Source organism: Bacillus sp. MUM 13 (assembly GCF_001866725.1).
Classification (GTDB): Bacteria; Bacillota; Bacilli; order Bacillales; family DSM-1321; genus Peribacillus.
Window position 1 is genome coordinate 1 of the sequence record NZ_MLYQ01000061.1, and the last position, 21,897, is coordinate 21,897.

General features: G+C 44.3%; 18 protein-coding genes. 1 reads left to right on the forward strand and 17 read right to left on the reverse strand.

Annotated features, from left to right (window positions below):
• Positions 1 to 14: 14 nt before the first annotated feature.
• From BIV59_RS14890 to BIV59_RS14965, 16 genes are all read right to left on the reverse strand, one after another.
• Positions 15 to 518: a L,D-transpeptidase gene (locus BIV59_RS14890; protein ID WP_071352237.1), complete on the reverse strand. Its 504-nt coding sequence runs from the start codon at positions 516 to 518 to the stop codon at positions 15 to 17.
• Positions 519 to 554: 36 nt separating this feature from the next.
• Positions 555 to 1,550 (reverse strand): aromatic acid exporter family protein, encoded by a 996-nt coding sequence (locus BIV59_RS14895; RefSeq protein ID WP_071352238.1) that lies wholly within the window; start codon positions 1,548 to 1,550, stop codon positions 555 to 557.
• Between the two features lie 257 nt (positions 1,551 to 1,807).
• Positions 1,808 to 2,530 (reverse strand): amino acid ABC transporter ATP-binding protein, encoded by a 723-nt coding sequence (locus tag BIV59_RS14900; protein ID WP_071352239.1) that lies wholly within the window; start codon positions 2,528 to 2,530, stop codon positions 1,808 to 1,810.
• Positions 2,523 to 3,182: an amino acid ABC transporter permease gene (locus BIV59_RS14905; RefSeq protein WP_071352240.1), complete on the reverse strand. Its 660-nt coding sequence runs from the start codon at positions 3,180 to 3,182 to the stop codon at positions 2,523 to 2,525. Before BIV59_RS14905 ends, BIV59_RS14900 begins: the two co-directional genes overlap by 8 nt.
• Before the next feature lie 113 nt (positions 3,183 to 3,295).
• The gene (locus BIV59_RS14910; RefSeq protein ID WP_071352276.1) at positions 3,296 to 4,093 is read right to left on the reverse strand and encodes a transporter substrate-binding domain-containing protein; all 798 of its coding nucleotides are present in this window, start codon (positions 4,091 to 4,093) and stop codon (positions 3,296 to 3,298) included.
• Positions 4,094 to 4,528: 435 nt separating this feature from the next.
• The gene (locus tag BIV59_RS14915; RefSeq protein WP_071352241.1) at positions 4,529 to 4,966 is read right to left on the reverse strand and encodes a BrxA/BrxB family bacilliredoxin; all 438 of its coding nucleotides are present in this window, start codon (positions 4,964 to 4,966) and stop codon (positions 4,529 to 4,531) included.
• Positions 4,967 to 5,149: 183 nt separating this feature from the next.
• Positions 5,150 to 6,277 carry a methylmalonyl Co-A mutase-associated GTPase MeaB gene (gene meaB / locus BIV59_RS14920; protein WP_071352242.1) on the reverse strand — a complete coding sequence of 376 codons (1,128 nt, stop codon included), beginning with the start codon at positions 6,275 to 6,277 and terminating at the stop codon, positions 5,150 to 5,152.
• A complete protein-coding gene (gene scpA, locus BIV59_RS14925; protein WP_071352243.1) occupies positions 6,277 to 8,469 on the reverse strand; it encodes a methylmalonyl-CoA mutase in 2,193 nt (730 codons plus the stop codon). The genes meaB and scpA overlap by 1 nt, the downstream gene beginning before the upstream one ends.
• Complete coding sequence (locus BIV59_RS14930) at positions 8,456 to 10,378, reverse strand: methylmalonyl-CoA mutase family protein (RefSeq protein ID WP_170846163.1); 1,923 nt, start codon at positions 10,376 to 10,378, stop codon at positions 8,456 to 8,458. The genes scpA and BIV59_RS14930 overlap by 14 nt, the downstream gene beginning before the upstream one ends.
• Positions 10,379 to 10,597: 219 nt before the next feature.
• Entirely contained in the window at positions 10,598 to 11,899 is a 1,302-nt protein-coding gene (locus tag BIV59_RS14935; RefSeq protein WP_071352244.1) for a dihydrolipoamide acetyltransferase family protein, read from the reverse strand.
• Between the two features lie 27 nt (positions 11,900 to 11,926).
• Entirely contained in the window at positions 11,927 to 12,910 is a 984-nt protein-coding gene (locus BIV59_RS14940) for an alpha-ketoacid dehydrogenase subunit beta (RefSeq protein ID WP_071352245.1), read from the reverse strand.
• A gap of 11 nt (positions 12,911 to 12,921) precedes the next feature.
• Positions 12,922 to 13,917 (reverse strand): thiamine pyrophosphate-dependent dehydrogenase E1 component subunit alpha, encoded by a 996-nt coding sequence (locus BIV59_RS14945; RefSeq protein ID WP_071352246.1) that lies wholly within the window; start codon positions 13,915 to 13,917, stop codon positions 12,922 to 12,924.
• Positions 13,918 to 14,072: 155 nt separating this feature from the next.
• A complete protein-coding gene (lpdA, locus tag BIV59_RS14950) occupies positions 14,073 to 15,494 on the reverse strand; it encodes a dihydrolipoyl dehydrogenase (RefSeq protein ID WP_071352247.1) in 1,422 nt (473 codons plus the stop codon).
• Between the two features lie 74 nt (positions 15,495 to 15,568).
• Positions 15,569 to 16,699, reverse strand: coding sequence for a butyrate kinase (gene buk, locus BIV59_RS14955; RefSeq protein ID WP_071352248.1), 1,131 nt, complete (start codon positions 16,697 to 16,699; stop codon positions 15,569 to 15,571).
• A gap of 210 nt (positions 16,700 to 16,909) precedes the next feature.
• Positions 16,910 to 18,007, reverse strand: coding sequence for a branched-chain amino acid dehydrogenase (gene bcd / locus BIV59_RS14960; protein WP_071352249.1), 1,098 nt, complete (start codon positions 18,005 to 18,007; stop codon positions 16,910 to 16,912).
• A gap of 504 nt (positions 18,008 to 18,511) precedes the next feature.
• Positions 18,512 to 20,590: a sigma 54-interacting transcriptional regulator gene (locus BIV59_RS14965; protein ID WP_071352278.1), complete on the reverse strand. Its 2,079-nt coding sequence runs from the start codon at positions 20,588 to 20,590 to the stop codon at positions 18,512 to 18,514.
• 168 nt (positions 20,591 to 20,758) lie between these two features.
• On the opposite strand from BIV59_RS14965, the gene BIV59_RS14970 reads away from it, so the two are divergent.
• Positions 20,759 to 20,989: a DUF2627 domain-containing protein gene (locus tag BIV59_RS14970; protein WP_071352250.1), complete on the forward strand. Its 231-nt coding sequence runs from the start codon at positions 20,759 to 20,761 to the stop codon at positions 20,987 to 20,989.
• Between the two features lie 132 nt (positions 20,990 to 21,121).
• Here BIV59_RS14970 and BIV59_RS14975 read toward each other — a convergent pair whose 3' ends face one another.
• Positions 21,122 to 21,850, reverse strand: a complete 729-nt coding sequence (locus BIV59_RS14975; protein WP_071352251.1) for a glycerophosphodiester phosphodiesterase — start codon at positions 21,848 to 21,850, stop codon at positions 21,122 to 21,124.
• Positions 21,851 to 21,897 lie beyond the last annotated feature (47 nt).

The window sequence follows — 21,897 nt, forward strand, 5'->3', positions numbered from 1 at the left end:
ATTTTCTCTCTTTTTTATTGAATTGCTCCATATTGGCGCCCGATGCTTTGGAAATCCTTGCTGGATTTTGTGATCAAGACTTTTGTCCCAATCGGCACCATTTCATAAAGAGTTTCTATATTTTCTTTGAGAAGCCTTACACAGCCATGGGATATGTGCTTGCCAACTGAAGAAGGATCGTTTGTACCATGTATTCCATAGATCCTGCCGTCCGTCCCCTTTGCATCAAAACCAATCCATCTTGTTCCAAGCGGATTTCTGGGGTCACCGCCGGGTATATCCTTTTTCCGGTAATAAGGATCCACTGCTTTCACTTTAACCGTAAACAAGCCCTCAGGTGTTAAATCATCGCTTTTCCCGGTTCCTGCGGGATAAACCTGCTGCACCTTGTTATCTTTTATAAAGGCCAGCTTATTTGAAGACTTATTAATGATAACCAGGGAATTCCCCGGCTGAAGAGCTGATGCTGATACAGGGAACAGGAAAACTGCGAGCAATAAAGAAAGCAAAAATTTCATTGGAAAAATCCTTTCTTTCCTTCTGTTTTGCTTAGTTTAAGCAGTTGCCCTTTTTTTCATTCTTACCTTGCCCCTATGAGGCAAACCTTTGAAGGAATGCTTCAGCATCAGGTACTCTTCCATTTCCTTCATCAGCTGAAATAAAGAAGCTCTTGATTCAAATTCTTCCCTGGATTTGGGAAGCTCCATTTGTTTAAAGTCCTCTTCCATTACTTTCAGTTTTTCAAGATAAATGATGGCTGTATTCTGGGGGTGGACATTTTCACCCAAGTCTTTAATAAAATCAGCAAGCATCCCGCTTTGCTTCACCTTTGCTGGAATGTTCGCGGCGAGAGGAAGGATTCGCTGAATGACATCGAATTGCTTTTCCCTCATTTTAAAATAATGATAATAAATATCTTCTTCACGCAGGAAATGATTTTCGACATCCCGAAAGGCAAGGGATTTCGCTTCGGCTATGATGTTGTTTGTCACAGTAATTTCTTTCCCGTCCCAGTCGCTGGCGTTTGTTCTCAGGTACTTTGAAATTTGCCGGAGTATCCTGCTGAAGTTTTCTTCTATTTCCTCCTGATAACGGATCATTTTGTTTTCAACGCTTGGCATATACCAGTTCATCGCAAGCGCCACTCCGATTCCAATGGCAATCAAAGCTGTTTCATTTAGCAATAAATTGAGAGTGATGCGCCCTGCTGAATATAGATGCAGGATGATGACGCTGCTTGTCACGATTCCTTCATTGATTTTTAATGCTACAGTTGCAGGAATAAACAGCAGAAGAATCAGGCCGATTACAAGAGGGTGAAAAGCGATGGCATCGAATAGGAAGCTTGAAAAAATCATCGCAAGCATGCAGGCCAGAAACCGCGACCATGACGCCCGCAGAGATTTCTTTTTTGTGGCTTGAATGCACAAAATGGTTATGATGCCTGCAGAAGGAAAACTATGCAGATCAAAAAGCTGGGCAAGAATAATTGCCAGCGCTGTCCCGACAGCCGTTTTAATGGTCCGGTAACCGATTTTTATTTTAAACATGTTTTGTACCACCTTGCCGCAAATTCTTCGTTATACATTATCTTGCTCTATCAAAAAATATCTTACAAATAATCATACCTCATTTAAGGCAATTTTACATGTGTGAAAAAAATCACATATAAATGGCCATCCGAAAATATCACAAAAAAGGCTGCTCCATTAAGTCACCAATGATGACGCTGGAGGCAGCCCCTTTCTTTTATTCTATCATGGCTGGCTTATAATCCGGCTCACTTTTTGAGCTTACCTGGACCCGTTTAAAGCACTTTTTCCAAAAAGTCTCTTGCCCGCGGGCTTTTTGGGTTAGAAAAGAATTCCTGCGGCGAGCTGTCTTCAACAAGGACTCCATCATCGAGGAACAACACCCTGTCTGCCACTTCACGGGCAAATCCCATTTCATGTGTAACAATGCACATCGTCATGCCTGTATCCGCCAAGTTCTTCATGACTGACAAAACTTCTTTAACCATTTCCGGATCAAGAGCCGATGTAGGTTCATCAAACAAAATGACGCCTGGATTCATTGCAAGAGCACGTGCTATGGCCACACGCTGTTTTTGCCCGCCGGAAAGACGGACCGGATATTCATTTGCCTTATCCGAAAGGCCTACAGTTTTCAAAAGCTCCATTGCCTTTCCTTCTGCCTCGCTTTTGGACAATTTTTTAACCTTCATAGGAGCATATGTCAGATTCTCCATGACTGTTTTATGCGGGAAGAGCTGAAAATGCTGAAAGACCATGCCAACATTTTCACGCACCTTCATAATATTGGTTTTTTTATCCGTGACTTCCATTCCGTTAATGGTAATGGTGCCTTCTGTCGGCTGTTCAAGGAGATTCATGCATCTTAAAAAGGTCGATTTCCCTGAGCCGGATGGACCGATGATTGCGACAACTTCTCCTTCTTTCACTGTTGTGCTTATGCCTTTGAGCACATCAAGCTTTCCAAAGCTTTTACGGAGATTTTCAACTTTAATCACTGCGCCTCATCCTCCTTTCAATTACTTTTCCGATGATTGTAAGAATCATGACCATTACATAATAGATGACCCCGGCAAATAGGATGGGCTCAAAAAACTTATACTTTTCCCCGCCGACAATATAGGCGCGCCTCATAATGTCTCCAAGTCCAATGGTCGTTACCACCGCTGATTCCTTGGTCAAAGAAATCAATTCATTCATTAGCGCTGGCAGGATATTTTTAATTGCCTGCGGGAGTATGATATTAAGCATCATGCTTCTGTAGGGAACTCCCAGTGCCAAAGCCGCTTCTCTTTGGCCTTTGTCCACGCCGAGTATGCCCCCGCGGATAATTTCTGAGATATATGCTGCTGAATTCAATCCGAATGATAAAAATGCAGCTTCATAGGCTTCAATCTGCACGCCAAACAGCTGAGGCGAACCGAAGTAAATGAGCATCAGCTGAAGAACGAGCGGTGTTCCCCGGAAAATCGAGGTATAAAAATCAGCAATCCAATTTAAAATTTTAATTTTGCTTATTTTTAATAGAGATAATAGTATCCCAAGTACAAAACCAATAATTGCAGCAACGATGACTACTTTTATCGTTGTTGATATGCCTCCCAAAATATATGGGAGGGACGGCATAATGCTTTTAAAATCAAGATTCATGTTCTTCGCCCTTTCCTATTAATCTATCCATAGCCCGTAAATAAGGGACAAGCGCGGAAAAACGTCCAGAAGGCATGATGCTTTCTGGACGCTTCACCAGTGGAAAGCTCAAATTATTTTGAAGCTTGATCTCCAAACCATTTTATGACAAGCTTTTTCACTTCTCCATCATCCTGCAGCTTCTTTAGTTCTTTATTGAATTTATCAGTCAGCTTGCTTCCCTTTTGGAAAGCAATAGCAGATCCTGCCCCATTCTGGGCTGTTTTTATCACGTTTCCTGTCAGGTCTTTGTTGCCTTTCAGGTAACCTTTCGCAACTGTATCCTCGATGATGGCAGCATCAAAGCGGCCTGCTTTTATTTCCTCCACTAATTCTGGAATTCGGTTTCTTTTTTCTATCTTCAGGCTGATTTTATCCTTTTTCACAAGGTCTGATGCGATGCCCTCCTGGATGGAAGCAAGCTGGACGCCTACTGTCTTTCCTTTTAAATCCTGAGGAGTTTTGATATTGCTGTCTTTTTTCGCAACAATCATGTGATTCGCCGTGTAATAAACATCACTGAAGTCTACACTCTTTTTTCTGTCAGGGGTTGGAGTCATACCTGCCATGACGAAGTCGGCCTGTTTGTTTTGAAGGGCCGGCACCAGTCCATTAAAATCCATGTCCTTAACAGTTATTGTGTAGCCAAGTTTTTTAGCAATTAACTTAGCCAAATCTACATCAAAGCCTTTAATTTCATCTCCTGTGGATGTTTCCACATATTCAAATGGCCGATAATCCGCAGAAGTTGCCATTGTAAGTGTCTTCCCTCCGCTGCTGTTTGCTCCATCCTTGTTTCCGGATGTTCCGCAGGCAGCAAGAGCACCAGCCAGCAAAATAATAGATAGCAAGAGTCCAAGTTTTCTTTTTATACTCATGATGATTTCCTCCGATAATTTTCTGTTTGATTATTTTTTAATAACTATACGATAAAATGTATTTTAACACATATAAATTTTTATGCAATATTATTCATAAAAATAATATTTTAAACTATTATCCTTAATTATTTATGTATATTTAATGATTATAAGAAAGCGTTTACTGATAATTCTTCATAAAAAAGACTGTTTTCTTAAACTTTGTTGCTATGGAACAAGGTGGTTGATTTCTACTCATTTCCGCGGGGCAGGCGCTGAGCCTCCTCGGCTGTTCCTGCGGGGTCTCCCCTTCCCGCAGGAGTCTCGCACCTTACTCTCCAATCAACCTGACTTAACAATGGGATTGCCCCACAAAATACATTAAAAAGTAACAACTTTTAAGAAATGAGCACAAAAAAAGACCCGAATCATCGGATCTCTTAATTTTTATACTTCTTCACAGTATTGCTCGAAGTATCCTTGCAGCTTATTCACAACACTCATTGGGTCATGGCCTTCAATTTCGTGTCTTTCGATCATGGTAACAAATTGGCCATCTTTCAGCAGTGCAAAAGATGGGGAAGATGGCGGATAGCCTTCAAAATGGGCTCTCGCTTTTTCCGTTGCCTCTTTATCCTGTCCTGCAAATACAGTTACCAGGTGATCCGGGCGCTTATCATAATGAACGGAGTGAGCAGCCGCTGGCCTTGCAATTCCTCCTGCGCAGCCGCAGACTGAATTTACCATAACAAGGGTCGTTCCCTTTTGTGAAAATGCAGATTCAACATCCTCAGGTGTCTTTAATTCTGTATATCCAGCGTTTTTAATTTCATCGCGGGCTTGTTTTACAACATCATTCATAAAAATATTGAAATCCATGCTCATAATAATTCTCCTTCCAAGTTTAACTATACACTCTTATTTTATCAACTTACCTGTATGGATTCAATATATCAGCTTTGATAAATAATCGGTTTAACATGGCGAATATCGGGAATAAGTAAAATGTAATCGTGACACCCCTAATTCCTGACCTTGGATAGCAGATGCTGCTATCCCTTTTTTTTGCTATTTTTTATGAAAATTGCCTTCAAAGAACACATGGAAAATTTCCTGTACTCCCGCTGCAATGGTTTTGCTGCCTGACATGACCTGGTTTTCAATTACAGGGAGCAGATTTTTTACTCCTTCATCTCTGTAAAAAAAATCATGCAGGTTATCATTAATGAGGGCATAAAGCCATTGCTTGGACTGCATTCTTCTTCGTTCAAAAAACACACCCGTTTTTTTGGCATCTCCGGCAAACTGTCCGGCCATTTCCCAGATGGAATTAATTCCTTCCCCGGTTAGAGATGAGCAGGTGCAGGCTTTCGCTTCCCAGCCTTGTGTAGCAGGCTGCAGAAAATGAAGGATCCGGCTGTATTCCATTTTTGTGCGCTGGGCTGCTTTTTTATTATCACCATCTGCTTTATTGACAATAATGGCATCAACAAGCTCCAATATTCCTTTTTTCATTCCCTGGAGCTCGTCCCCCGCTCCAGTCAGAACAAGCAGCATGAAAAAATCCACCATGTCCCTGACAATTGTTTCGCTCTGCCCGACACCCACTGTTTCGACCAGGATGACATCAAATCCGGCAGCCTCGCACATGAGCATGGTTTCCCGGGTTTTGCGGTGCACGCCGCCGAGAGTGCCGCCTGACGGGGAAGGGCGGATGAAGGCTCTTTTGTTTCTCGAGAGCTCCTCCATCCTCGTCTTATCACCCAAAATACTTCCTCCATTTACAGAAGAGCTTGGATCAACGGCCAAGACTGCCACATTCATGCCTTTTTCACATAAGAACATTCCTAACGCTTCGATGAATGTGCTTTTCCCGGCTCCGGGCACACCTGTAATTCCTATCCGCAATGAATTTCCTGTAAAAGGAAGAATGGACTGGAGAAGTTTTTGTGACGTTTCAAAATGCCTGGAAGCATTGCTTTCACAAAGAGTGATGGCTTTGGCAAGACTTGCACGGTCCCCTGCCAGTATTCCCGCTTTCAGCTCATCAAGATCTTCAGGCTTCTCCTGTTTTTTCTTGAATTTCCCCGGCCTGCTGCTGTCATTGTCTGAAACAGCCTCTTTTCCTTTTATATAAGAAGAAGCAAATCCTTCCTGGCTGTTTTCATCCTTCCATTCAGGTTTATGATCTGGCATTATTCCGCCACTTCCTCATAGCCGAGGCGGCGGTAGATTTCCTGCAGGACCATTTTTGCTGATTGCGGGATGGCCGTTCCAGGGCCAAAAATAGCCGAAGCTCCGTTTTGCAGAAGGAAATCATAATCCTGGGCAGGTATGACGCCTCCCACAATGACCACAATATCTTCTCTGCCCAGTTTCTTTAATTCACTGACAAGCTGCGGCAGTAAGGTTTTATGGCCAGCTGCAAGCGAGCTCATTCCGATTGCGTGCACATCATTTTCAACAGCTTGGAGAGCTGTTTCCTCCGGAGTCTGGAAAAGCGGGCCAATATCGACATCATACCCTAAATCAGCGAATGCTGTTGATACAACCTTTGCTCCGCGGTCATGGCCATCCTGCCCCATTTTTGCCATTAGCAGCCTTGGGCGCCTTCCCTCATTCTCCATGAATTCCCTTGTCATTTCCTGTACTTCTTCCATATCTGCATTTTGGGAATAGGCTGCGCTGTATACACCGCTGATCGAACGGATTGCCGCTTTATGCCGCCCTGCCGCTTTTTCAACCGCATCAGAAATCTCTCCAAGTGTAGCCCTGCTTCGTGCTGCCTGGACAGCGAATTCCAGCAGATTGCCCCTTCCGCTTGCTGCTGCATCTGCAAGCTGCTTCAAAGCCATATGGACTTCTTCTTCGTCCCTTGCTAGTTTTAAAGATTCAAGTTTTCTGATTTGGCTTTCGCGTACAGCCGTATTATCAATTTCGAGAATTTCAATCGGATCTTCTTTTTCAAGGCGGTATTTATTTACTCCTACAATGGTTTCCTGTCCTGAATCAATTTTTGCCTGCCGTTTTGCTGCGGCTTCTTCGATTCTCATTTTGGGCAGTCCAGTTTCAATCGCTTTAGCCATTCCCCCGAGTGCTTCTATTTCTTCAATATGCTCCCATGCCCGTTCAATCAATCCATTTGTCAAGGATTCCAGATAATATGAACCTGCCCATGGATCAATCACCTTAGTAATACCAGTTTCCTCCTGAAGAAAGAGCTGAGTATTCCTGGCGATTCTTGCAGAAAAGTCGGTAGGCAGCGCAATGGCTTCATCAAGTGCATTTGTATGCAGTGACTGTGTATGCCCAAGAGCTGCTGCGTGGGCTTCAAGCAGCGTGCGGGTTACATTATTAAAAGGATCCTGCTGGGACAGGCTCCATCCAGAGGTCTGCGAATGTGTCCGAAGTGCCATGGATTTAGGATTTTGCGGGTTAAACTGCTTCATCAGCTTTGCCCAGATAAAGCGGGCAGCCCTCATTTTTGCCACTTCCATGAAATAATTCATTCCAACACCCCAAAAGAAAGACAGCCGGGGAGCGAATGAGTCTATGTCAATTCCTGCCTTCATCCCTGTGCGGACATATTCCAGCCCGTCAGCCAGTGTATAGGCAAGTTCGATATCTGCTGGGGCACCAGCTTCCTGCATATGATATCCAGATATACTGATGCTATTGAACTTTGGCATATATTTTGACGTATACTCGAATATATCCGCAATGATTTTCATGCTCATTTCAGGAGGATATATATACGTATTGCGGACCATATATTCTTTTAATATGTCATTTTGGATCGTTCCTGACAGCTTCTCCTGGGTGACTCCCTGTTCCTCCGCCGTTACAATATAAAACGCGAGAATAGGGAGAACAGCGCCGTTCATGGTCATGGAAACTGACATTTTATCCAGGGGAATCCCATCAAAGAGCCTCTTCATATCAAGAATGGAGTCTATTGCCACACCAGCTTTTCCAACATCACCTACGACCCTGGGATGATCGGAATCGTATCCCCTGTGGGTTGCTAAATCAAAAGCAACCGAGAGCCCTTTTTGCCCCATGGCAAGGTTGCGCCGATAAAAGGCATTCGATTCCTCTGCCGTAGAAAAGCCCGCATACTGCCTGACTGTCCATGGGCGGTTCACATACATGGAGGGATAAGGGCCTCTTGTATATGGCGCAATACCGGGAAAACCATTCATATGCTCAAGGTTTTCGGAATCCATAGTTTCATATAAAGGTTTAATGGAGATTTTTTCATTTGTTTCATAAAGCAAATCTTCAATTTGGGCATTTACAGCTTCTTCCGCTTTCATTTTCCATTCTTTTCTTGAGCCTTCTACAGCTGTTTGGGAAAGGTTAACTTTGGAAAAGTCAGGCTTTATCATCTTCATTCACTCCCAGCTCTTTAAGCAATTGTGTTAAAATAGCTGCCGCGTTTATTCCCTTATAAAGATAGTCCGCACCGGCCCCTGCCAGCGCCTCAAAAGCGTCCCCTGTCTGCAATCCGGCCACATACATCCTCTTTTTGGGATACTCTCTTTTAATTTCTTGGAGTATTTGCAGCCCAAGCTCCTGATAACTGTCATCGCTTCCGCACAGGCAATAGACCGGCAGATTAGTATTTTTCACAAATGAGGCTGCCTCTTCAGCGGAATGAAGGCCGGCGCTCGCAGAAACTTCAATTCCCCCTGAAGCTGCCAGTGCTGCAATAAAATCATGGCGGGGTTTATGGGTTTTTTGATCCTTCAGGCAGATTATCCCCATCACTGGCGGATGTCCGGTCTTCTGACTATGTTTGTTGCTTCGAAGCCTTAGCTGTTCAAACCCGGCAGACAGGCGCACTGTTTTGATTGGTTCTATATCAACGAAGGCAGAATCCGTCTCCAGATAAGAAATGTCAATCTTGCCAGGGGTCAATGCATGGTCTCCCGGATCAGGATAGACATTTGTCCCTATCAGACTATCCTTCCGTAATTCAACTTGAAGCCTTTTTTTCTCATAAACATCCCTGATTTCCCCTTGGATCCTTCCTGTCAGCAACCCTTGGAGAATTCCTCCTGATTGCTCGATCTGCAGAAATTTCCTCCATGCTTTATCCGACAGTTCATTTGTCAATTGCTCAACATACCATGAACCTCCTGCGGGATCGGCAGCAGATGTAATATGCGTTTCCTCCTTCAAAATATTCTGGATATTGCGGGCGATTCTCTCTGCTGATTCCCCGGAATTCCCCTGAACATGGTCATATGGGTGAACCTGAAGATATTGGATGCCGCCAATTGCTGCAGAAAAGGCCTGGCCCGCCGTCCTGAGAACATTAACATAACGGTCATACAGTGTTTCAGTAACCTCGGAAGTAACAGCATGAATATGCATTTTAAACCAGTCACCCGGCGCTCCGTACGCTTCTGACAATATGGCCCACAGACGGCGGGCGGCACGCAGCTTCGCAATGCCCATAAAATAATTGGAATCCAATGAAAAGGAGAATACCATTTTAGAAGTGATTTCAAACAGGGATAGTCCCTGCTTCTGCCCTTCCTCCAAATATTTGACGGCTGAAGAAAGCGATAAAGCAAGCTCCTGCACAGCATTCGCCCCCCCGTTATGGAAGACTGGTGATTTTATGAGAATGGTTTTTACATCCGGAAAACGTTCTTGGGCCTCCTTGATTGCAGAGAACCAGCGTTTAAAATATAATTCCGGATATTCTGGAATCTTTCCGTTCACAACCCATTCTGCTATTAAATCCTCTGCCATGACACCGCTAAGCTCGCCCGAATCAATGGAAGACTGTTTGCAGTAATCATTCAGCAAGGAGAAAAACTGGTTTTGCTTGCCCGATACATCCAAAAAAATCGGAATCTCCGTCAAAAGCAGATTGTTAAAAAGCTCGTTTGCTTCTTCTATGCTGCCTGGAAGCATATCTGCTGAAAAGAATATGGCGTTTTGACCCCTTTTCAGGGCTTCCTGTATCCTGCGGTTTGCCTCTCCTCTGCTTGTGCCGGAAACAGGCTGGCATACAAGCCATTCCTGTTCACGGTAGCCTGCAGCCGAAATGCCTCTTGTATAAGGATAGAGCCCCGGCCATTCCTCTCTTGTGCTGTTTTCCGCTGTGTAAAGGGGGTGCAGGGCAATTTCTTCAGATGTAAGGGTCTGTAAGCGATCGATGCTTTTTCCTTTTAAACTTTCTTCTATAGCTTCCTTCCATTTCTGAAAGGAAGCTTCGGGAAATGACAGATGTTTAACATTTTTCAGATCCATTGTAATCGCTTTCTTTTTTCCATACAGCATTAAATCTGCTTTCTCCATTGGAGCATACAGAGCGAACGCTCAGTCAGTATGGACAAGAAAACTGCCCTCCTTTTAGATACATGAATAATATCAATATTCTAACATATTTAACTATCAAAAAAAATGGAATAGGGTTTTATTTTGAAATGCTTTTATTGATGTTCAGTAATTCCAAAAAAAAAACGCCGGCATAAGCCGGCGTTTACATGCATGAATCAATCAATAAATAGAAGTATTCTCACTGGAAATGTTTTCGATAATCTCCTTGACCCTAGCCAGGAATCTTCCGCAAACAAGTCCATCCAGCACACGGTGATCAAGAGATAAGCAAAGATTAACCATATCGCGTATAGCAATCATGCCATTAATCACTACTGGACGTTTCACAATGGATTCCACTTGAATAATCGCTGCCTGAGGATGGTTAATAATCCCCATCGATTGTACAGAACCAAATGAACCGGTATTATTCACCGTGAACGTGCCGCCCTGCATTTCATCAGCCTTCAGTTTTCCTGTTCTGGCTTTTTGCGCTAATTCTGTGATTTCGCGTGCAATACCCTTGATTGTTTTTTCATCCGCATTTTTGATGACAGGAACAAACAAGGCATCTTCTGTCGCGACAGCAATTGAAATATTGATGTCTTTCTTTTGGATGATTTTGTCTCCTGCCCACATCGAATTGATTTGAGGGAATTCCGTAAGAGCCTGTGCAATAGCTTTTACAAAGAAAGCAAAATAGGTAAGGTTGTAGCCTTCTTTTTGCTTGAATTCAGCTTTTCGCAAATCACGGTATGCGACAAGATTGGTTGCATCTGCTTCTACCATTGTCCACGCATGAGGCGCCTCGTGCTTGCTCTTCAGCATATTGGCTGCAATGGCTTTTCTGATGCCTGTTACAGGAATTTCCTTATCTCCATGTGAAACGGGCACAGAAGCCTGCTCTGTACGGACACGATCTGGAGCTTGCTTGATTGCTGCCTGAGGAGCGGCCTGTGGTGCGGCAATATCTGAAGCTGCTTTTGACTCTGGACCTGACTCGGCAGCAGCAGCAGGAATATTTCCGGATTCAATAATATTCATTAAATCCTTACGGGTAATACGTCCGTCTTTTCCTGTGCCTGACACTTGGGACAGATCAATGCCATTTTCCTGTGAGATCTTCAAAACAGCTGGTGAATATCTGGCTTTTGCTTGTCCGCCGGAAACAGGGGCAGCAGCTTCTTTAACAGGTGCCTGTTCTGCTTGGGCTGGTACAGAAGATCCATTATCGCCTGATTCCTCTGTTTCTACCGTACAGATGATTTCGCCGACTGCAAGGGTCTCATCTTCCTCTGCCTTTAATTCCTTAATCGTGCCTGTAAAGGAAGAAGGCACTTCGGCATTTACCTTATCTGTCATTACCTCAGCAATTGGATCATATTTATTGACATGGTCACCGGGTTTAACCAGCCACTTGCTGATTGTTCCTTCTGTTACACTTTCGCCAAGCTGGGGCATTTTCATTTGCTCGATAGCCAATGCATTGACCTCCTTTTAGGAATGATATTAGTATTCAGCTAGCTCTCTCATTGCTTTTTCTACTTTTTCCGGATTAACCATGAAGTGTTTCTCCATGGTCGGTGCATAAGGCATCGCCGGGATATCAGGTCCTGCAAGCCTCATGATTGGCGCATCAAGATCATATAGGCAATTTTCCGCAATTATGGCAGAAACTTCACTGATGATGCTTCCCTCTTTGTTATCCTCTGTAACAAGCAGCACTTTTCCGGTTTTGGAAGCCGCTTCAATAATTGCTTCCTTATCAAGCGGATATATTGTACGCAGATCAAGAACATGCGCAGAAATTCCGTCGCTGGCTAATTTTTCAGCTGCCTGAAGCGCAAAATGCACACATAAACCATATGTAATGACTGTAATGTCATCTCCCTCGCGTTTCACATCTGCTTTCCCGATAGGAAGCACATAGTCATCAGCTGGCACTTCTCCCTTAATCAGGCGATATGCCCGTTTATGTTCAAAAAACAGGACAGGATCTTCATCCCGGATTGCTGCTTTTAATAAACCCTTCACATCATAAGGTGTAGAAGGCATAACAACCTTAAGGCCAGGAGTATTGGCAAAAATGGATTCAACAGATTGTGAATGGTAAAGCGCTCCATGAACACCGCCGCCATAAGGAGCACGGACCACAATCGGGCATGTCCAGTCATTATTCGAGCGGTAGCGGATTTTCGCTGCCTCTGAAATGATCTGGTTTATGGCAGGCATGATAAAATCTGCGAACTGCATTTCTGCAATCGGCCTCATTCCATACATGGCTGCACCGATTCCAACTCCTGCAATCGCTGATTCAGCAAGGGGCGTATCCATTACACGCTGTTCGCCGAATTGCTCGTACAGCCCGTTTGTTGCTTTGAACACGCCGCCCTTTTTCCCGACATCCTCTCCAAGTACAAAGACGCGGGAGTCTCTTTCCATTTCTTCTCTAATCGCCATCGTAACAGCATCTATATAAGAAATTACCGGCATTTTACTTCCCCCTATTTCTCTGCATAGACGTAATTAAAAGCTGACTCTGCATCTGCATATGGTGCATTTTCTGCATAGTCTGTTGCTTCATTTACGATTTCCATGACTTTATCATTTATTTGCTTTTCCAATTCATCATTTAACACGCCTGTTTCTTTTAAGTAGGCGCCAAACATAATGACCGGATCCTTCGTTTTTGCTTCAGCTACTTCATCTGGAGCACGGTAGCTGCGGTCATCATCATCACTTGAATGCGGTGTGAAGCGGTATGAAACTGTTTCAATCAAAGTGGGTCCTTCTCCGCGGCGTCCGCGGTCAGCCGCTTCCTTTACTGCTGCATATACTTCAAGAGGATCATTTCCGTCTACAGTTATTCCCGGCATTCCGTACCCAATTGCACGATCAGATACATTTTCGCATGCAAGCTGCTTTTCGATTGGGACAGAAATGGCATATTTATTATTTTCACACATAAAAATGACTGGAAGCTTGTGGACTCCGGCAAAGTTGGCTCCTTCATGGAAATCACCCTGATTGGATGAACCTTCGCCAAACGTAACAAAACTTACCAGGTCCTTGCCTTCCATTTTGCCTCCAAGGGCAATTCCAACAGCATGAGGAACCTGTGTAGTAACAGGAGAGGATCCAGTTACAATCCGGTTTTTCTTCTGTCCGAAATGTCCAGGCATCTGGCGTCCGCCTGAGTTAGGGTCTTCTGCTTTCGCGAACCCTGACAGCATCAAGTCCTTTGCTGTCATTCCGAATGCAAGCACAACACCTACATCACGGTAATAAGGAAGAACATAGTCCTTATTCCGGTCAAGGCCAAAAGCAGCGCCAACCTGGGCCGCTTCCTGCCCCTGGCAGGAAATTACGAAAGGTATTTTTCCTGAACGGTTTAATAGCCACATTCTTTCATCAATACGGCGGGAAAGCAGCATGGTTTCATACATTTCCAGCACCGTTTCATTGCTTAGGCCTAACTCTTTATGACGATTTTCAACCATCATATAACCCTCCTGACAGGTTAAAATTTAATAGAAAAATTCTTTATATCTCGTTTACTCCGATGAGCTGCAATCCAGCCTTCCGGGAAGACCCGCTAAGCTGGACATCAAACATTTCCCAGGTATTGCAGATGCGCCAAAAGGCACACAAAACATCAAGCGTGGATGGCCAGGCCTTCCACAGCGAGTGCCGCTTCTCCGATTGCCTCCGATAATGTCGGATGAGGATGGATGGTATGGGCAACTTCCCAAGGAGTTGCATCCAGCACCTTAGCAAGCCCTGCTTCAGATATCATATCTGTCACGTGCGGGCCGATCATGTGAACACCAAGGATGTCATTGGTTTTCTCATCGGCGATAATCTTGACAAATCCGTCTGATTCACCAAATACCAAGGCTTTACCTATCGCCTTAAACGGGAATTTCCCCTTTTTGACTGTGAAGCCTTTGGCTATTGCTTCTTCTTCTGTATAACCTACACTGGCAGCCTCCGGGCTTGAATAGATACACTTAGAGACCAAGCTGTAATCCATTTGATGCGGATTTTCCCCGGCTATATGCTCAACAGCCGTAATACCTTCATGGGAGGCAACATGGGCAAGCTGCAGGCCGCCAATGCAATCGCCAATCGCGTAGATATGGGATTCTTTCGTCTGGAACATGGTGTTTGTGGCGATATAGCCCTTTTCCAGCTGGATATCCGTATTTTCAAGTCCTATGCCTTCCACATTTGCCTGCCTTCCGACAGAGACGAGCATCTTATCTGCAGTGAACTCTTTCGTACCGCCATTCATTTCAGCCGAAATGACCACATTGCCGTCTTTTTTCAGCGTTTCAGGAAGCACTTTAGCTCCAGTTGCAAAGGTTATGCCTTTTTTCTTTAATAGCCGCTGCATTTCTTTTGAAATTTCCTTATCCTCAAGCGGCAGGATTCGGTCTGCATACTCAATGACTGTCACTTCCACACCAAAATCATTCAGCATGGATGCCCACTCTATCCCGATGACCCCGCCTCCAACAATAATCATGGATGCCGGCAGGCTTTCAAGCTGAAGGGCTTCCTCTGAGGTAAGCACCAGATTGCCGTCGATTTCAAGTCCGGGAAGTGTCCTTGGCCTTGATCCTGTTGCCACAATCACATTTTTTGGGATAAGCATTTCATTTTCTGTGCCATTGTTCATTTCAACGGATACCGTGCCGGGAAGCGGAGAGAAAATGGATGGTCCAAGGATTCTGCCTGTTCCCTCAAATACATCGATTTTACCTTGTTTCATCAGATGCTGAACTCCTTTATGAAGCTGCTCGACAATTTTGTTTTTGCGCTCCTGGACCTTTAGGAAATTCAGGCTCACTTCACCTGTCACTACACCGAATTCTTCACTGTTCTTTGAAGTGCTGTATACTTCTGCACTTCTTAGCAGCGCTTTGGATGGGATGCACCCTCTGTGAAGGCATGTCCCGCCAAGCTTACCTTTTTCTACAACAGCTGTTTTAAGCCCAAGCTGCGCTGCACGGATAGCGGCTACATAACCGCCCGTCCCTCCGCCAAGTATGACAAGATCATATTCTTCAGCCATATTATAAAGCCTCCTGCATATACTTTGATTTTAGAATCATTGATTTGATCACTGTATTTTTCTGCATTCTGCCTTCATCCGAAGTAAAGCCCCGGGATTTCCTCCGCACTAATGGACGTGCAGTCTGGGTATCTCTTTGCTTCTTCCTCTGATCTTAAAATCCTGAGAGAGCCTTCGGCAAGTGCCTGCATATCATTTTCCCCTGGATGGACAAAGACATCTGCTATCCAGCTCACCCTCCCGGAAATGGCTCCTGAAAAGCCCTTTTCATAAGCAAGGCTTCCTGTTAAAACGATGGCGTCGACCTGGCCTGAAAGCACGGCAGCTGCGGCACCGATTTCTTTGGCAACCTGATAGGCCATGGCCTCATAAACAGCTTCTGCCTGTTTGTCGCCGCATTCACCCATCTTTTCCGCTTTTGAAAGATTGCTTGTGCCAAGGTAGCCAAAAAGCCCGCTTTTCTGTGTTAAAAGCTCCATCATCTCCTTGCAGGAATAATTTCCCGAAAAGCAGAGCCTGATTAAATCACCGGCCGGAACAGTTCCAGGGCGTTCCGGCGTAAATGGCCCATCGCCGTCCAGGCCATTATTGACATCTATGACTTTCCCTTTTTTATGTACCCCGACGGTAATGCCTCCCTGTCCCATGTGGGCTACAATCAATTGGAGGTCTTCGTACTTCTTTTTCTTTTCTGCTGCCGCTTTTCTTGCAGCCGCCTTTTGATTGAGCGCATGAAATATGCTCTTTCTCTCAATTAAAGGAAATCCTGAAAATCTGGCAGCCGGCTCCATCTCATCGACTACAACGGGATCCACGATAAAGGCAGGGATATTCAAACCGTCTGCAATTTCAAATGCTAAAATGCCTCCCAGATTAGAAACATGCTGTCCATTAAATCCCGATTTCAAGTCCGCCAGCATTTCCTCGTTCACCAGGTAGGTGCCGCCTTCAATTGCTCTTAAAAGCCCGCCGCGTCCGCAAACGGCATGGAATTTGGAAAGGTTGATACCCTCTTCATCAAGTGTTTCTAAAATGGCCTTCTTTCTAAACCCATATTGGGCAGCAATAGCCTCATTTTCCCGAAAGGAGCCGGCATCATGTAAAACCGTCCGGTCCATAACAGATCTTTCGTTTTCAAAAACACCAATTTTCGTGAAAGAGGAACCCGGATTAATCACCAGAATCCGATGTCTTGTTTCAGGCACCTTCCGACCCTCCAAACGCAATATAGATGCAAAATGAACCCATCCGAAAACAAAAATTGTTTCTAAAGTGGGCCCTCCTGTTCCGCAAACAGGATTCCGTAAAAAGGCTGACTCATCTTCATGGTCAGCCTTCTAATTCACAGCAGCGTATTTTCCAGGTCCGTATAGCTAATGCTTCAGCAAGACCTTCAAGCTAAAGAACTATTCCGGTTATTTACGGCGATTCAATATGTTTTTTTCGTTTTGAAGGAATTGGCTGCGGGAGTTTCTCATCCGCTCAATTCTTTCTTCAACCATGCGGTCAGCCGCTAAATAAGTAGGGATGGAGTCACGCTTGGCAATTTCGATAACTTTTTCAATGCTCGCATAAACGCCTTCAACCTTTTTAAGGGCTCTCTCTCGGTTATAGCCATATAGTTCATCGGCAACATTAATAACTCCGCCGGCATTAATTACGTAATCAGGTGCATAGACAATTCCCATTTCATGAATCTGGTCTCCATGCGCGGTATCCTTCAGCTGATTGTTTGCAGCTCCTGCAATAACCTTAGCTTTAATTTTTGAAATGGTTTCATCGTTAATTACCGCTCCAAGAGCACAAGGAGCATAAATGTCACATTCCACTCCATAAATTTCATCAGGATCTACAGCTTTTGCACCGAATTCGTCAACAGCTCTTTTTACAGACTCTGCATTGATATCCGTTACAATCAGCTTAGCTCCTTCTTCGTGCAGGTAGCGCAGCAAGTTGTATGCAACATTTCCAACTCCCTGAACGGCAATGACCTTCCCTTCAAGAGAATCAGTTCCAAATGCTTCTTTAGCAGCAGCCTTCATTCCTCTGTACACCCCGTAAGCTGTTACAGGGGACGGATTGCCTGAAGAGCCGAATGCAGGCGAGATGCCTGTAACAAAATCGGTTTCCTCATGGATAAGGTCCATATCAGCTACAGTTGTGCCGACATCCTCAGCAGTGATATAGCGGCCATTTAAGCCTTGGATATATCTTCCGAACGCACGGAACATTTCTTCATTTTTATCTTTGCGCGGATCGCCGATGATGACCGTCTTTCCGCCTCCAAGATTCAATCCTGCTGCTGCATTTTTGTATGTCATCCCTTTCGCAAGGCGCAGGGCATCCTCAATGGCCGCATCCTCTGATGCATAAGTCCACATGCGTGTGCCGCCAAGTGCAGGTCCCAGAGTGGTATCATGAATGGCAATAATGGCTTTTAACCCTGATTGTTTATCCTGGCAAAACAAAAGCTGTTCGTAATCGTACTTCTCCAGATATTGAAAAATTTCCATTTAAAAAATCCTCCCCAAAAGATGCAGTTTATTTGATTGGCTGCTTTGCTTTTTCACACGCAAGCAGGGAAATCCCTGTCAGGTCCTTTGAATAAGCATAAGCATATTTGTGCCAGAGAGTGAATATCATGTACGTTAAGCTTAAAGAAAGCTGTGCAGATTATTGCATGGCTTTTATGTATCGTCTCACGGCTACGTCATGATGGCGGGCATAACAAAAGGCTAATTCCCTGCCTGCCCATCGCCAGCCTCTCCTGACATTGTGTATAGGCACTCTCTTTCTGCGGACGGATAGGCTCCGTACCTCCGGACATGCGAGAGTTCCCCATAGAAGGAGCACCGCGCCTTATTGCCAATCTGCAGCAGAGCCTTCCTAGTGATATAAAGATTACCTCACACATAACTTATATGCAAGATGCGTGCCAAATCATAAAATCCTTTTTAACAAGCATTGCAGACTTCATAAACATATCATAACCTGAAATTTCTTGCATGTTTTGCAAATTATTGCACGCTAAAATTTTCAAGGTGGTACTTTTCCATTTTATAATACAAATTTCTGATTGATATTCCAAGAGTCTTTGCAGTATTTGTTTTATTGCCTCCGTGTTCTCTCAGCGCTTCCATGAGCGTCTGTTTCTCAAACTGATCCATAACCTCAGCCAGTGTGGCCTTTTCTGAATTCTGTAGCGGTTTTATTCCTTTTTGAATGGATGCGGTGTCATCGTCACTTTCAAGAAAATCCGGTATATGCTTTTCATCAATGACCATTTCATTAAGCTTCATAAAAATAATGGTCCGGCCAAGAACATTTTCAAGCTCCCTGACATTGCCCGGCCAGTTATATTGCTTTAATTTTTTAATGGCATCATCAGTAATCCCCTCAATATTCCTGCCATATTCCTGGTTGATTTTCTGGATGAGTCGGCCGCAAAGTTCCCCGATGTCTTCCTTCCGGCTTCGCAGCGGCGAAATATGAATGGGCATCCGGTTCAGCCTGAAATATAAATCTTCCCTGAAGCTTCCATTTGCAATGGCCTTCTCCAGATTCAGGTTTGTGGCAGCTATCACTCTGACGTTAATTGGAATAGGCTTCGTGCCGCCGACTCTGACAACTTCATTTTCCTGAAGAACGCGCAGAAGTTTAGCCTGGATATTGGCTGCGAGTTCACCTATTTCATCGAGAAAAATGCTGCCATTGTTCGCTTCTTCAAAGAAGCCTTTTTTTCCGCCTCTTTTTGCGCCTGAAAAGGCACCTTCTTCATAGCCAAAAAGCTCGCTTTCAAGAAGGGACTCTGATATGGCTGCACAATTCACCCGGACAAAAGTATTATATTTTTTATCGCTCGCATTATGGATGGCATGTGCGAAGAGCTCCTTGCCCGTTCCAGATTCTCCTCTTAAAAGAACGGTTGCAGGCGTTCTTGCACAAAGCTTGGCCTGCTGGATCGGAAGCTTCATTTCTTCAGATTCTCCGATGATATCATCAAATGTATACTTAGCTTCCAGTGTGCGGATAATCTGTCTAGCCCGATTTAATTCCTGGGTAAGCTTTTGAATTTCCGAAACATCATGTATAACCCCGACACTGCCTTTCAGCCGCCCATCCACGATAATTGGAGCCACATTAACAATAACCTCTCTGCGTTTAGGGCCTACACGGATATTGACGCCCCTCACAGGCCTTCTCGTTTCAAGCACCTGCATATGCATGCTGTCTCCCTCGTAAATATCTGCAGTTGCCGGCTGTCCGATTACCTGTTCCCTGCTGAGGCCTGTTATTCGTGTGTAAGCAGGATTGATCAAAAGCCCCCTGCCCTCTTCATCCACAACAGATATAGCGTCATCGCTTGATTGGATAATGGCTTCGAGCATGGTCTGGATTTCTTTTAAATCAGTAACTTGTTCTGCAAGGTTCACAGCTTCTGTAATATCCTTAAATACCGCAAAGGCGCCGATAACGTTATTATCTTCATCCAGCAGCGGCATCCTGGTGGTAATAATTTTCAGGCCGTTGTTCAGAATTTGCTCCTGATTGGCTTCCATGCGATTAGTGTGGATAATCACCGGCAGACGGCTTGTCGGGATGACCTCCAGAATATGCCTGCCAATCACATTATCTCGCGTGGAATCTGTAATCTTTTCGGCACTTTTGTTAAAAAGTGTGATATAGCCCTCTTTATTAATGACGATCATGCCGTCATTAAGTGTATTGAAAATTGAATCGTGCTTGGAGGTTTCCTTTTCCAGTTCCTGAATAAGCGCCCTTTTGTCTTCGAAAAGCCTGGCAAGAATGGATGCCACTTCACCCGGAATAAGGACGCTGCGGCCATTGGAAACTTGGTATATTTCATCTGCCAGCTGTTTATTTCCAGCTGCTTCAATGATAATATCATAAGAATCGGCCTCGACACTTCTCCAGTCAGAAGCAGACGGAATGCCAATTCTGCCAGCTTCAACTATGCCAGGAGCCTGCGGGTTGATATCCGCTACACAGACCACCTGAAAAACATCACTTTCTGCGAGGAGCTTCAATATGGCGTTGCCTTCTTTTCCTCCCCCGATTAACAAAACCTTTTGCAAAGAAAGAGCCTCCTGCCTGTATGCAATTTCTTTCATAGTATCAACTAAAATGCGCAATATTTTTCATAGTATTCTCCTTCATTTTAATCAATGAAAACAAGCTTGACAATTTTTTTTTATACTTTATCATTTTGAATGAGAGTTTTTTTAGCAAAGAAGGGATATTTTATGAGACGATTGGTAGCCTTTTTAATCCTTTTTATTCCCGGATTGTTTGCAGTCTATGGAATTGCCATTATGAGAGATATGCTGTTTGGCATCTTAAAGTTCCCGTTTCCTTTTCTCTGGCTTCAATGCTTAACCGGATTTATCCTTATGGTCGCCGGCGTCGGATTCATAGCCGGATTTATCCTGCATCGTGACAGGAAAAATAAAAAAGTCACTGCCCGATTCAAATAGCACAGAAATACCCCATGCGGCCGGGTGTTAATCAGCACCCTGGCAGGAATACATATAAAAAGCAGGACTTATTTTGTAATAAGTCCGGCTTTTTTTCCTTCATTTTGGCATGGGGCTTCTCTAATTTTAGCTTCATTGGTAATTTTTTTTGAGTGTTACTGCGATTTCGGGGTAGTCTGTAATAATAGCACTGCAGCGTATTTCAAATAGCCTCTTCATCTTATCCTCGCTATTGATTGTATATGGCCTTGTCTTGATTCCTTCTTTTATTGCCGTTTCAATAATAGGATCCGGGGCACAGGCTATAGACGGATGCATCGCTTTTGCCCCAATTGCCCTCGCATAGATCCAAGGCATGAATAGCCCATCCCGGTATAGCGGCGCTGTTTCAATTTCAGGTGCCAGCCTATGACAATAAATCAGGCTGTAGTGATTGAATGATGAAAATATGATTCTTTCTTCCATCCTGTAAGCTCTGACCAGCTTGATAACGGCTTCTTCCATGCCAGGATATAAAAATACCCCGTTTTTCAATTCAATATTGCACATCAAATTCGTGCCCCGAAGAAAGTCCAGTACTTCCTCAAGCTCCGGCACAGCCGTTTTCCCATATTTCCCGGTGTATTTATGACTTGCATTCAGCCGTTTAATTTCAGCCATGCTGCTGTCTTTTATATATCCTTTTCCGCTGGTAGTCCTGTCCAGTTTTTCGTCATGAATAACCGCAACTTTCCCATCCTTTGTCAGCTGAACATCGATTTCTATGCCGTCAGCCCCTGCCCGGTAAGCTTCTTCAAAGGAAATCATCGTGTTTTCAGGATGTGTCCCCGCTGATCCTCTATGTGCAAAAATTTGCGTCAAAAAAACATCCCCTTCCATAAAAACAGGCTTACCCTATTTCTATGAAT

Coding starts and splice junctions, on each gene's coding strand:
- BIV59_RS14890 (WP_071352237.1), bottom strand. CDS start 518: ATGAAATTTTTGCTTTCTTTATTGCTCGCAGTTTTCCTGTTCCCTGTA.
- BIV59_RS14895 (WP_071352238.1), bottom strand. CDS start 1,550: ATGTTTAAAATAAAAATCGGTTACCGGACCATTAAAACGGCTGTCGGG.
- BIV59_RS14905 (WP_071352240.1), bottom strand. CDS start 3,182: ATGAATCTTGATTTTAAAAGCATTATGCCGTCCCTCCCATATATTTTG.
- BIV59_RS14915 (WP_071352241.1), bottom strand. CDS start 4,966: ATGAGCATGGATTTCAATATTTTTATGAATGATGTTGTAAAACAAGCC.
- meaB (WP_071352242.1), bottom strand. CDS start 6,277: ATGCCAGATCATAAACCTGAATGGAAGGATGAAAACAGCCAGGAAGGA.
- scpA (WP_071352243.1), bottom strand. CDS start 8,469: ATGATAAAGCCTGACTTTTCCAAAGTTAACCTTTCCCAAACAGCTGTA.
- BIV59_RS14930 (WP_170846163.1), bottom strand. CDS start 10,378: ATGCTGTATGGAAAAAAGAAAGCGATTACAATGGATCTGAAAAATGTT.
- BIV59_RS14940 (WP_071352245.1), bottom strand. CDS start 12,910: ATGCCGGTAATTTCTTATATAGATGCTGTTACGATGGCGATTAGAGAA.
- BIV59_RS14945 (WP_071352246.1), bottom strand. CDS start 13,917: ATGGTTGAAAATCGTCATAAAGAGTTAGGCCTAAGCAATGAAACGGTG.
- lpdA (WP_071352247.1), bottom strand. CDS start 15,494: ATGGCTGAAGAATATGATCTTGTCATACTTGGCGGAGGGACGGGCGGT.
- bcd (WP_071352249.1), bottom strand. CDS start 18,007: ATGGAAATTTTTCAATATCTGGAGAAGTACGATTACGAACAGCTTTTG.
- BIV59_RS14970 (WP_071352250.1), top strand. CDS start 20,759: ATGAGACGATTGGTAGCCTTTTTAATCCTTTTTATTCCCGGATTGTTT.